Source organism: Phaeobacter sp. HF9A (assembly GCF_011806385.1).
Taxonomy (GTDB): Bacteria; Pseudomonadota; Alphaproteobacteria; order Rhodobacterales; family Rhodobacteraceae; genus Epibacterium.
Map to the genome: position 1 here is coordinate 1 of NZ_JAATOX010000122.1, position 12,238 is coordinate 12,238.

The following is a 12,238-nucleotide window of genomic DNA, read 5'->3' on the forward strand; positions in this document are numbered from 1 at the left end:
GGCCTTGCGCCGTTCTCTCGATGAAGCGCCGCAGCCCGCGCAAGCGGGCTGCCGGGCCCAACGGGCGGAGATCCTCTTTTGGAGGATCGACAACGGGCGGGAGCGCTTGGCTCCATGATCTTGACGCTACAGTCGAACGGAAAAAGGCCGCCCAACTGGGCGGCCTTCTCGCAATGCTCATGGGATGAGCGGAGAGGGGTTTATTCCTCTTCCAGCGCTTCCACGGCTTTTTGCAGATCTTCCTTGGAGACCTCTTTTTCAGACACATTGGCCTGTTCGAACACCAGGTCGATCACTTTGTCCTCAAAGATCGGCGCACGCAGCTGCTGCTGCATTTGTGCGTTCTGCTGGATGAACTCGAAGAACTGGCGTTCCTGACCCGGGTATTGGCGCGCTTGCTGCATGATCGCCTGGGTCATTTCCTGATCGGTCACTTCGACTTCGGCTTTCTGACCCATTTCCGCGAGCAGCAGGCCCAGACGCACGCGGCGCTCGGCAAGGCTGTTGTGCTCCTCGGTGGTTTCGATCTCACCGTGGTTGTGATCGTGCACCTCGGGGTTTTCCTCGTGCCACAGCTGATGCGCGATCTGCTTGGCTTCGGCTTCCACCAGCGACGGCGGCAGGTCGAAGGAGACCAGCTCGGCCAGCGCGTCCAGAGCGGCGCGTTTCATAACCTGACGAGCGGCACCGGCATATTCTGCCTCCAGACGCTCGGAGATCTGACCTTTCAGCTGGTCCAGATCTTCGGCGCCGAATTTCTTCGCCAGCTCATCGTCGATTTCGGCCGCTTTCGGGGCTTTCACTTCCTTGACGGTGCAGGTGAAGACGGCTTCTTTGCCAGCCAGATGCGCGGCGCCGTATTCTTCGGGGAAGGTCACGGTGACGTCTTTTTCCTCGCCGGCCTTCACGCCAACCAGTTGCTCTTCAAAACCGGGAATGAAGGAGTTGGAGCCCAGCGTCAGCGGGTAATCGTCCGCAGCGCCACCTTCAAAGGCTTCGCCGTCAACCTTGCCGAGGAAGTCGATCACGACCTGATCGCCATCTTCAGAGGCGGCGCCCTCTTCGCGGGCCTCAAACTCTTGTGCGGTGGCGGCCAGGTTGTTCAGCGCCTCGGTGACGGCTTCGTCTTCGGCCTTCACGATGAGTTTTTCCAGAGCCACGCCGGAGAGGTCCACGTCGGGGATCTCGGGCAGCGCTTCATAGGTCATCTCGACATTGACGTCGTCGCCTTCTTTCCAATCTTCATTGGTCATCTTGACGTCGGGTTGCAGCGCCGGACGGTCGCCGGACTCTTCGAAGTGCTTGCTCATCGCACCATCGACGGCTTCCTGCATGACTTCGCCCATGAGACGCGGGCCGAACTGCTTCTTCAGAAGCGGCATCGGCACCTTGCCCTTGCGGAAGCCCTTCATCTCGATCTCGGGCTGTGCTTCGGCCAGTTTCACGTTGACCTTCTCTTCCAGCTCGGTTGCCGGAATGGTGATGGCGTAGCCGCGCTTCAGACCTTCGTTCAGAGTTTCTGTGACCTGCATTCTATTCCCCATAGAGATTCGGGGCGCGCGCGCAGGCTCCGCCCCCAGACAATTTGTGGCCTTCTATTGGTCCTGCCCGCGCGGTGCAAGGGCCATAAACCTCAATCCGCCTCCAAGGCCCGATCAAAGGCAGGTTTTCCCCGATTTTCGTGGAATTTCGCGTGGTCAAAAGAAAACGCGCCCCCCGGTCTGTATCCGGGAGGCGCGGCAATGTGATATCCTGGGGACCGATCCGCCCGGCCCTACGGCAGGATCAGAACTTCCAGCGTGCGCCCGCCAGGATCACCTGGCCGTCCTGATAGCTGCTGGCGGTGTCATCATAGGAATATTCGCGATAGGCGAGATAGGCCTCCAGGTTCTGCTTGTCGAACTTCTGCACCGCCGCCACGCCAAAGGAGCTGGCGCTGTCGCCGTTGGAGACCAGATCGGAGCCGTCGTAATAATCCGCCGAGAAGGAGGTCTCACCCACAGAGAGCAACGATGCGGTGTAGCCGATCTTGACGTAGCCGTAGTTGCCGCCGGTATCGCGGTCCCCGCCGGCGACGCTCAGCGACAGGCCGGTCGGCTCGTGCAGAATCGCCGCAGAGGCCAATGTGTCGCGGGTGTCGCTACCGGAACGGTCGGTCCAATTGACCGCCAGCGCGCCCTGCACGGTGAAGTCACCAAGATCATCATTGGCGTAGTTCAGCGCGATGTCATATTGCTCTGTATCGGCGTTCTTTGACAGGATGTCCTCGCCATAAGAGGCCGACAGGGTAAAGCCTGCGAACTCCGGGCTGTCATAGCGAATGCGCCCGCGCCGCGACCCATCATAGGTCGGGAAGATATCGCTGATCGCGATCCCGGTCAGATTGCCCGCCGTATTGCGCAGGAAATCCCCGCCCGCCGCATCAGCCACCGAGGTATTGGCGACAACACCGGTGCCGGAGAGATCAAGCCCGGTCGCGCCGTCCGCTGCCATGGAGCCCTGCCCGATGGAGAATACCCCATAACGCGCAGTGTGCCATTGCAGATCCACATGGCGCAGATCGCTGCGGGTCCAATTGGTGATATCGCCCTGATCGTTTTGATCCACCCCATCCGAGCCGCGCAGCGACAGCGAGGTCTCGAAATGGAACTTCAGCGTATTCTCGCCAAAGGGCTGCTCCAGCCAGAACCCAAGCCGGGAGCCGGAGTTTGCGTTATCGACCAGCCGGTTAAAGTTCTCCTGGCCATCGTCATAGGATTGATAGGTCAGGTTCAACTGGCCATACCACCTAAAGCTGCCGCCATTGTCGGAGGTATAGGTCGGCCCCGCGAATGCGGGGGCAGCAAGGAGGGTTGCCAGCGCCAGCGCGCCGGAACCCGCTGCAATCGTCTTGGTGCTCATTTCAGTGCTCCTGAGTCAAATTCGTCGGCCATCCTCCATCCCCGGATCCGACCCAGACCGGTTACCACGGAAGTTTTTTTTGAACAGGACTTGAAAATCGCGTCAAGTAAACGGATCGGTTTACTTTCTCGTGAGGGCCGAAAAACGGAGTTTTTTCGCCGAGCCCTCCGGCCATTTGCGCGCAAAACCGGCGACCGACCGCCGACAGTTGCGCCCCGGTCATTGCTGCCAGTCCACTGGTGCATCCGCACAGGTCGCACCCCGAAGGGCTGATTCTCCTATTCGAACAATCTTAGCGAAATAGCCCTTCGCAATAAGGTTTGGTTAGGCTCATTTCGATATAGTCGGACAAAAATTCGAGGCTTGTTTCTGTTCTTCAGTTGGAGCTTCGCCAAATGCCCCCCCTGTCGGGGCCGGGGGCCTCCTCCTCCCCCTCTCCTCAAACGGATCTTCGGATCAAACTCAGAATAAGGTCTTACAATGAAACACTTGATTAGCGCTGTCGCCGGTCTCTTTCTCGCTGTTGCTGCTCCGGTCAGCGCGGAAACCATCACCGTCACCACCGGCGAATATGCCCCCTTCACCGGTGCGGATCTGCCGGATGGCGGTGTGGTGAACGGGCTGGTGTCGCGCGTCGCTGCTCACGCTGGCGTCACGGTGGAATATGAATACCTGCCCTGGAAGCGTGCCCTGGAAATGGCGCGCAACGGTCAGGTTGCCGCCTCCAGCTACTGGCCTGAGCGCAGCGATCAGGCCGACCTCGAAATGGTTGGACCCTTTTCGCTGGACCGAAATGTGCTGTTCTACCGCACCGACAAGCCGATCCCAGAATTTGAGGATGTCACTGAGCTGGAAGGCGTGGTGATCGGCGTCACCCACGGCTACTCCTATACGCCCGTCTTCTGGGCCAATGCCGATAGCGGCGCCATCAAGACCCAGACCGCCAAGGATGACCTTTCCAACTTCCGCAAGCTGCTCGGTGGGCGTATTGATGCTTTCATCGTGGATGAATACGTCGCGCACTACATGCTGGAGCATGAATTCACCGAAGAAGAACGCGCGCAGCTGGCCTCGACCGAGAGCGCCATTGTCGGGGCCGGTGGCTTCTTGCAAGTGTCGCTGAAAGCCGAGGGCGGTGCCGATCTCGCAAAGCGGCTGCAAGCGGCCTATGACGAGATGCAGGCCTCCGGCGAGCTGGATAAGGCGCGGCAAGAGCTGAGCGCCGCCGCCGGTCTTGGGAAGTAGGCTCAACCTCTCTCGCGACCGACGCCATCCCCGCCAGGATGGTCTCTCTCAAGGGGCGCAGATGTCGCCCCTTGTTTTCGTTCTCTACGTGCGATGTCGGGACAGTGGCGTGAACGCGGTCTGGCTGAACACGGCCGCGCCATCGGCGCTTGCGCAGGCCTCGGGGTCGCGTGGCGGCACCGGCCGCGCCTGCCCTGCCCGCTAACGCGACATCGCTGCATGTTGCATCCAGCGGATCGACGCCTCGATCGCGGTGCGTAGCATATCCAGTGACAGGCCGCGTTTGGTCAGATATCGCGTGGCCCCGGCTTTCACCGCCGCAGCCGCCAGCTCCTCGCTGCCACGGCCCGACAAGACAATGACCGGCACAAAAGGATCACGCGCTTTCAGTGCCGAGAGCACCGACAGCCCGTTGTTGTCCGCCAGATGATAGTCAAGCAACACGCAATCGGCGCGCGTTTTCTCGAAACGGGCCACTCCCTCGCTGCCGCTTGCGGCACTGTCGATCCCCTTTGCTTGCATCTGTTCGCAGAGGCTACGCAGCAGCGCGGTGTCTTCTGGGCTGTCGTCGATGATCAGGATCTTCGTCATATTGCATCCGCCATTTGCGCCGCTGAGGGCGCATCATTGTGGTCCCCGATGGCATTGGGAAAGGAAAAATAAAAGCTGGTGCCACGCCCTGGTTCGCTTTCAAAGGTGATAAGCTGGCCGTAGCTTTCCAGAATATCCTTGGCAAAGGACAGACCCAGCCCGCTGCCCGTCGCACCGGGAAGGGGACGCTCGGGTTTGAAATCCCCCCGCACGCCCGGCTTGAAGATCCGCGATTGATCCTGCGGCGCAATGCCGATGCCATTGTCTTTTACGTAAAAGACATGGACCAGGCCGCTGGCGTCTTGCAACTCCGGCGTCAGATAGCCGATGCGCACCGTTGGTCGGTCCGAGGTGTTGTAGATAAATCCATTTGCGATGAGATTCTGAAACACAACCTTGGCCTTGGCGCGGCTGGCATGCACATGCGGCAAGGGGGTTTCCACCAGAAAGCGGCCACCACAGGCACCGATCAGCTCTGACAGATCCCTGTGGATTTCCTCGACCAGCGCCTCTGTGTTGATATCACCGCGGTCCTGCCCCTTGCCGCGATGCTGCGAGGAGGCCAGCAGGGCGCGGATCGTCTCCTCCATTTGCATACAAAGATCGGCAATGCGCGCCACCTCGCCCGGAACCTCCTCATTGGCGGCGCGGATCCGTTCCTGAAGCGCGCCGACCTGCCAATGGATCGCGCGCAGCGGTTCCTTGAGATCATGCGAGGCGATATCGGCGAAACTGTCCAATTCGCGATTGGAGCGTTCCAGCTCGTCCACCAGGATTTCGAGCTGCCGCGAATGCTGGAGCAGACGCGCCTGACGTTCCCGGGCGCGGGCGCGCTGCCGTTTTTGCCAGATCGCAAGGCCCAACAGCAGCACAACCAGGCACAGGCTGCCCGCGCCCGCCAACCAGATCCGTTGCTTGGTCCAGAAAACGGGCGGGCCAAGCCAGTCCGCCTGATGGCGGGCATAGGGGTCTGACAGCAGATACCCCGGGATCACCGCATTCAGCCGCTCGCGGATTTCACCCAACCCGAGCCGCAAGGCCGGGCTGCTCTCAGACACGAAAAACGGCGTGGCGCTGACCTTGAACCGGTCGCGCATGCCGGAGCGTTCCACATGCGACCAAAAGGCGTTCGTCGGAGAGAGCGTCGCGTCGGCGCGGCCATCCAGCAGCGCATTCATCGTGCCATCCTTGCCCTCTACATAGACAAGATCCAGCCCCCCCTGCGCCTCTGCCAGGAGGGTCGTATTCTTGCCGATTTCCACCGCGACCTTGAGCCCGTCGAGATCCTCAAGCCGCTGCGGCTGATATGGGCTGTTGGCGCGCGTGAAGATCGAAAACGGCACCCGGTGAATGGGATAGGTGAAATCCATCCGCTCCTCGCGCGCCGTGTTCCAGGCCATAAGCGGCAGGATGTCGGCGACGCCGGCAACGGGGCCACGGCCGAACTCCTCGTCCGTGACGGGCACAAAGGCGAGCTTCAACCCGGCCAGCTGCGCCAGGTCCCGCAGCACCTCGACGGCAAAGCCGGTGGCCTCGTTCGACTCGTTGAAATAGGCAAAGGGCGGCACGTAATGGACCCCCACCATAAGCACCTCTGGCACCGGTTCCGGGTTCGTAATCAGATATTTCGCGCGCAAGGCGTCCAGCGTTCCATCGCGTTCGAACTGCCGCAACGCCGCATTGATGGGTGCCAACAGTTCGGCGCGGCTCTGATGCACCAGAACCTTGCGCCGCAGTGTCAGCAGCGGCTCTCCGACAAAGGCAATCCGCCCATCCAGACGCGCCGAGCGGGTCATGCCGAACATCACATTCACCGGATAGGAGATCGCATCGACGTCGCCGTTCAGCAATGCCAGCAATGCGGCCTCCGGTCCCGGCTCTTCGACCACGGTCGCCTCCGGGAACAGCTCCGGGTTGGCGGCCATTGTCGGTGGGATCACCGCGATCCTGACACCGCTCAAGCTGCGCGGGTCGAAATGCTCCACATCCTCTGATCGGATGGCCAAGCGGATCTGGACTTCGGAGATGACATCCGAGGCAAGATTGCTGTCGCGAAACGCCGGCCCCATACCAACCCCGACCAACATATCCGTCTCGCCCCGCCGCTGCGCCGCCGCGATGTCGGGCACGGAGGGATATTGGCGCAATTCCAGCTCGAACCCGACCTTGGCGGCAAGGAGCCGGGCAAGTTCGATCACAAAGCCCGTAGGCGCGCCGTCCCGGCCCTGCATCGACAGCGGCGGCACATCGCCCCAGGCCATCACCACCTTTTCCGGTTGGCGGCTCTCTTGCGCGCGGGCGTCATATGCAGCCAGCGCAAAGGCGCCAAACAGCATCACAAGCAGCGCGCCCAGCGGTGTCAGACGATGATATGCGCCAGCTCTCATCGGTCAGATCAGGGCCGCAAGCGTGTCGCGGGTCAGCGGCTTTTCGCAATAGCCGCTGATCACCGGATGATCCTGCGTGCGCTGGCGATCCGCCGGGTTGATCGAGGACGAGCAGATATAAAGCCGCGCATCGCCCCGCAATTCGGGGTAGAGCGCATGATAGGCATCGGCAAATTCAAAACCGTTGAACCGGGGCATATTGATATCGACAAAAATGATATCAATCGCGCCACGCCCGGGCGATTTCAGATAACTGAGCGCATCCTGCGCATAGACGAACTCCACCACCTCCGCCTCGGGTGCGACCTTGCGCAGGCTGCGCTTGAAAAAATAGCGATCCGCGTCGCAGTCATCCACCAGCAGGATCATGGGGGCGTCGCTCATGGTCATTCCTCGCTCAGGTCGCAGGCAGGGTGAAGGAAAAGCTTGCCCCGCCGACCTCGTTCTCGTCCACCTCGATGGTGCCGCCATGCATCGAGACGATCTTTTCACACATGGCCAGGCCAAGCCCGCTTCCTTCCACCTCGGAATCGACGTGCAGACGGGTAAAGAGCTCGAATATTTTCTCCCGGTCCGGTTCGGCCACGCCAATGCCGGTGTCATCGACCCGCACCCCGACCCGACCATCCCCTGCGGGCGCAGGGGCGATGGTGATCTCGCAGGGGCGATCAGGGCTGCGGTATTTCAGCGCGTTGCTGATCAGGTTTTGCATCACCCGCGCCACCAGTTCGGGCGCCCCAACAGCCGCGGGCAGCGGGTCCACCGTCACCTTTGCCTCCGCCGTGGCAATCTGCGCGCCGAGATCGGAGACACAGGCCCGGGTGATCGCGGTCAGATCGAGCGGCTCGAACATCATATCATTGTCTTGCAGCCGCGCATAATCGAGGATCGCATCCACCCGACGTTTCAGCCGGCGCATCCCGAGGGTGAGAAAGCCAACCAGCTCGTCACGCTCCTCGTCCTGCGTTTCAGGCAGATCTTCCAGCAGCGCCTCGATGCTGCTTTCGATCGTATTCAAGGGCTGTTTCAGATCATGGGCCGAGATAAAGGCAAAGCGCCGGATCTCATTGGCGCGACGCTGGATTTCATTCTCGCGTTCGCGCAGGTCCGTGACGTTCTGATGCACGCCGATCATACGCAGCGGACGGTGGTCGATGCTCCAGTCGGTGACCTGGCCGCGGCTCTTGACCCAGATCACCGTGCCGTCCTTGCGCAGATACCGCACCTCGCAGGCAAAGGGGGTGCGGCCGCGCGAGCTCACATGCGCGTCATAGGCGGCGTGAAAATCGAGGCGATCTTCCTCATGGATCAGCGCGAACCAGGTCTCTGGCGTCGGGGCCAGCTCGCCGGTGGCATAGCCCAGCAGGTCGCTAAACCGTCCAGAGAGATAGAGCCGGTCATCTGGGATGTTCCAATCCCAATAGCCCGCCTCTTCGCTTTCCAGCACGCTGGAGAGGATTTCGCTCTGGCGCCGCGCCTCTTGCTCCAGCAATTTGCTGTCGGTGATGTCCAGCAGCGTGATCACCACCCCATCGACGGTGCCGCGGGCGCGGGTGAAGCGGCGCACGCGGGTCTGCACATAGCCGCCATCGCGACGGCGCAATTCGCGCTGGGTTTCTTCGCTGTGATCGCGCGCCAGCATGGCGTCATCCAGCAAGAGCTCCACCGCTTCCAGTTGCAACCGGGTTGCAAAACTCTCCAGCGGGCGGCCGATATCGCTGTGTTTGAGATCAAGATAGCGGGTAACACCGGCGCTAAAGCGGCGAATGCACATATCATTGTCGAGCAGCAAAATCCCCAGGGCCGCTGTTTCCAGCAGCGTATCGACGTCGGCGTTCACCTGCTCCAGTTCAGAGATTCGTTCGATGTTTTCGGCGTTTACGGTGTGAAGCTCTTCGTTGATGCTCTGGGTTTCTTCGTTATTGGCCTGAAGCTCCTCATTGGCTGCGATCAATTCCTCATTGGCGGTCTGGAGCTCTTCGTTGGATGCGCCGAGATCCTGCGCCGTCACCCCAAGCATATCCTGAAGCGAGCGCACCTCGCCTTCCAGGTGCTGGATATAGGCCCGGGTCTGTTCCCCGGGCTCCTCGGTAACGGGATCGACCTCCGTCTTGGGCAGCGGCTTGCTCCGCTCGCGGATGAACAGCGCAATGGCGGTGCTGTGCCCCTCCCACATGATCTTGCGGCCGCTGACCGACACGGTGCGCACCTTATCCTCTTCGATCAGGCGGATGTCTGACGCCTGCGCGGCCCGGTTGTCCTCGGCGCCGCGCATCACCAGCGCGATCGCGCTGCGCAGGCGATCATCACAGAGTTCAAAAACATTAGTGGAAAACCCGCTTGCGGGAATTTCCAGAATGCTCTTGGTATTGCCAAAGGTCTTGAGCAGTGTCGCAGTGGGATCGACGATACAAACAGCGGTATGGGCCGCCTCCAGCGAGAACTGGAACAACGTGCTGAGGTCATCCTGAAAGCTCGGCGCGTGCGACAGCATCCGACGCGCCCGCGGCAACATGCCAAGCGCCGGCAGCTGCGCCGTCAACCGCCCCCGCCCCGGCGCCGATTGCGCCGTGCGCTTGTTGCGATAGATGCGCTCCTTGCCGAGAAAGAACTCGAACCGGACACCGTCAACGCCAGGCGTTTCCGCCGCGCCAAGCAGCAAATAGCCATCCATCCGCAGCGACATGGAGAAATTCACCATCACCTTGGCCTGCACATCCGGGCTCAGATAGATCAGCAGGTTGCGGCAGACGATCAGATCGGTGCGCGTATAGGGCGGATCCAAGGTGATATCGTGAACAGCATAAACGATCTTGGCGCGGATCTTGGGGGCGATGGCAATGGTGCCAGGATGATGGGTGATATACCCGGCGTCGCGATACTCCTGCGGGATTTCCTCCAGCGTGTGATCCGGGTAGATCCCCTGTTTGGCAGTATTGACCGAGGTCTCATTGGCGTCGGTGGCATAGACGCGAAAATCGCGCTCGATCTGATTATCCTCGCGGAATTTCTGGAGCATCATGGCGATGGTATAGGCTTCCTCGCCGGTGGAGCAGCCAACCGACCAGATCCGAAGCGGCGCATTGATATCGCCTTCCTCGAAAAGCCGCTGCAACACGCGCGTTTCCATCGTCTGCCAGACATGCAGATCGCGAAAGAAATTGGTCACCCCCACCAGAAATTCGCGATAGAGCAGCTCCGCCTCGCCGCTGTTGTCTTCCAGAAAGCGCAGGTATTCCGTGATCTTGGTCAGGCCAAGAAACCCCATGCGCCGCGCGATCCGGCGTTTCAGGGTGGGCTCCTTGTAGAGCGAAAAATCAATCTCGGCCCAGGCGCTCACCCGGGCGAGGATCTCGCTGAACACCTCCTGCGCTCCGAGGAACATTTCGTCCACATCGGAGATCCCCTGCCTGCGCAGATCAATAAAACGGCCTATTTCCGCAACGATATCATCGGGTTGAAGGACCTGATCCACCAAGCCCGTTGCGATCGCCTGACGTGGCATACCATCAAAGCCGCAGGTCTCGGGGTCCTGTACGATCACCAGGCCATCGCGGTCCTTGATCGCACGCAGGCCACGGCTGCCATCGGATCCGGTGCCCGACAACACCACACCAACCGCGCGCTCTCCCACGGCTTCGGCAAGGGACATGAAGAAGATGTCGATCGGCAGGTTCAGCGAGGGGCGGGGTTGCGACGGGACGAGCGAGAAACGCAGCCCCACCGCCTCGCGCTGGCCCGGCGTCGCATCGACGGGTTGCGGAACAGTATCGCGGGTGCTGTCGCCCTCGCTGCCCTGGGTCACGATATTGGAGCCAGGCGGGATCACATAGATATGACGGGGCTCGATCGGCATGTCGTCGAGAACCTCCACCACCTTGTGCTGGGTTTCCCGACCGAGGATCTCGGCCATCATGGATTTATAATCTGGCGATAAATGCTGAATGATAACAAAGCTGTGCGGACAGTCTTCCGGGACCCGGGTCAGCATCTGCTTGATCGCATCCAACCCCCCGGCCGAGGCGCCGACACCGATAATGTAAAATCGCTCGTCCACCGTCCCCATTACACGCCGCCCCTCGCGAGACGCGCCGTCACCAAGCTGACTGTCTTGATCCGTCATTCCTGTGCTGAACCGCCCTATTCACTGCCTCAATACAACTGTCTCAAAATTACCGTCTCGATGGCGCGAATGGCAGGACGCCCCAGCGCCGCCGCCCGCGATACGAGTCGCTTACTCGCGAAAGAACGGGAAATCCCGGCAGCTCTCGAAAAAAGGTTAGCGCCGGAGCACATACGCGTCTAGCGTGCATGCGGCTTTTGCCGCACGAAGGGCGCCGATTAAACGCTGCTCTCACCATCATTTTCTGGAACGGACGTTTTTTGCAGCACAAGATCGCCCGCAACGCCGCGTAAAATGCGACAAAGCCCGAGCGCCGACAGCGCGCCCGGGGCTGATCGCGTCATGACTCCGGCGCGCTTAGATCGCGAAGCGCAGCGGCCATGGTCTGATACCCATCGTAGCCATAATGCGCGTGCATTCCCTCATACCACTCCGCCCAAGAGAGCCGCTGCTCTTCGGGAAAGATATCGTACCAAGACCCCTTGCGCACACTCACCTGACCGTCGTCCAGCCGTTTGACCTCAATCCTTGCGGCAATCATCTCGACCTCCTGCATCGCCGCCGCGACCATCCCCGGATGGCCCGGCCCCGTCAAGCCACCCCATCTGCGCGCCTCCCCCTTCACGCCACGGCACGGCACAAGCGCCAAAAGAGCCGCAGTGTATGAATTCCAACGCCACCGAGAATATCTCGCCCGGAAATCCACCTAACATTCAATTTTAAACATTTGATTTTGGGAACTTATTTCTGAACGACCGCCGGATTATCGTTGATTTAACACCTATGTTCTGGTAGAAGGAAACGGCCTTGTTGCACCAATCGGTTGGGGGATTCACTGCATGAATCCAGCATGATAGCTGGGAGGCATGAGCAGCTGGCCCCCGACGAAGTACAAGACCACGAACTGGTCGGCTTACAATGAAGCACTGTGTCAGCGCGGATCGCTGACGATTTGGTTCGATCCCGAGATGGAGTGGGTCCCTCCGCCGAC

9 protein-coding genes and 1 pseudogene are annotated in these 12,238 nt (G+C 60.6%); 3 read left to right on the forward strand and 7 right to left on the reverse strand.

The features are described 5' to 3' along the window. Window positions 1-200 precede the first annotated feature (200 nt). Window positions 201-1,532, reverse strand: coding sequence for a trigger factor (gene tig, locus HCZ87_RS17005; protein ID WP_167645656.1), 1,332 nt, complete (start codon window positions 1,530-1,532; stop codon window positions 201-203). 253 nt (window positions 1,533-1,785) lie between these two features. After that, complete coding sequence (locus HCZ87_RS17010; protein ID WP_167645658.1) at window positions 1,786-2,901, reverse strand: porin; 1,116 nt, start codon at window positions 2,899-2,901, stop codon at window positions 1,786-1,788. 480 nt (window positions 2,902-3,381) lie between these two features. Between HCZ87_RS17010 and HCZ87_RS17015 the strand changes: the two genes are divergently transcribed. Both HCZ87_RS17015 and HCZ87_RS17020 read left to right on the forward strand, forming a co-directional pair. Further along, window positions 3,382-4,146 carry an ABC transporter substrate-binding protein gene (locus HCZ87_RS17015; RefSeq protein WP_167645660.1) on the forward strand — a complete coding sequence of 255 codons (765 nt, stop codon included), beginning with the start codon at window positions 3,382-3,384 and terminating at the stop codon, window positions 4,144-4,146. A gap of 61 nt (window positions 4,147-4,207) precedes the next feature. After that, window positions 4,208-4,351 carry a hypothetical protein gene (locus HCZ87_RS17020; RefSeq protein ID WP_167645662.1) on the forward strand — a complete coding sequence of 48 codons (144 nt, stop codon included), beginning with the start codon at window positions 4,208-4,210 and terminating at the stop codon, window positions 4,349-4,351. On the opposite strand, the gene HCZ87_RS17025 is transcribed toward HCZ87_RS17020, so the two are convergent. The 5 genes from HCZ87_RS17025 to HCZ87_RS17045 form a co-directional block, all read right to left on the reverse strand. Next, entirely contained in the window at window positions 4,348-4,737 is a 390-nt protein-coding gene (locus HCZ87_RS17025) for a response regulator (RefSeq protein WP_167645664.1), read from the reverse strand. The two genes, HCZ87_RS17020 and HCZ87_RS17025, sit on opposite strands and share 4 nt — an antisense overlap. Beyond that, a complete protein-coding gene (locus tag HCZ87_RS17030) occupies window positions 4,734-7,124 on the reverse strand; it encodes a transporter substrate-binding domain-containing protein (RefSeq protein ID WP_254868686.1) in 2,391 nt (796 codons plus the stop codon). Before HCZ87_RS17030 ends, HCZ87_RS17025 begins: the two co-directional genes overlap by 4 nt. A 3-nt stretch (window positions 7,125-7,127) precedes the next feature. Continuing rightward, a complete protein-coding gene (locus HCZ87_RS17035) occupies window positions 7,128-7,508 on the reverse strand; it encodes a response regulator (RefSeq protein ID WP_167645666.1) in 381 nt (126 codons plus the stop codon). A 13-nt stretch (window positions 7,509-7,521) separates the two neighbouring features. Continuing rightward, window positions 7,522-11,247, reverse strand: a complete 3,726-nt coding sequence (locus HCZ87_RS17040) for a chemotaxis protein CheB (protein ID WP_167645668.1) — start codon at window positions 11,245-11,247, stop codon at window positions 7,522-7,524. Window positions 11,248-11,587: 340 nt separating this feature from the next. Further along, window positions 11,588-11,842 (reverse strand): hypothetical protein, encoded by a 255-nt coding sequence (locus tag HCZ87_RS17045; protein ID WP_254868687.1) that lies wholly within the window; start codon window positions 11,840-11,842, stop codon window positions 11,588-11,590. A gap of 271 nt (window positions 11,843-12,113) precedes the next feature. On the opposite strand from HCZ87_RS17045, the pseudogene HCZ87_RS17050 reads away from it, so the two are divergent. Continuing rightward, a pseudogene (locus HCZ87_RS17050) lies at window positions 12,114-12,238 on the forward strand (IS5/IS1182 family transposase); the annotation flags it as partial.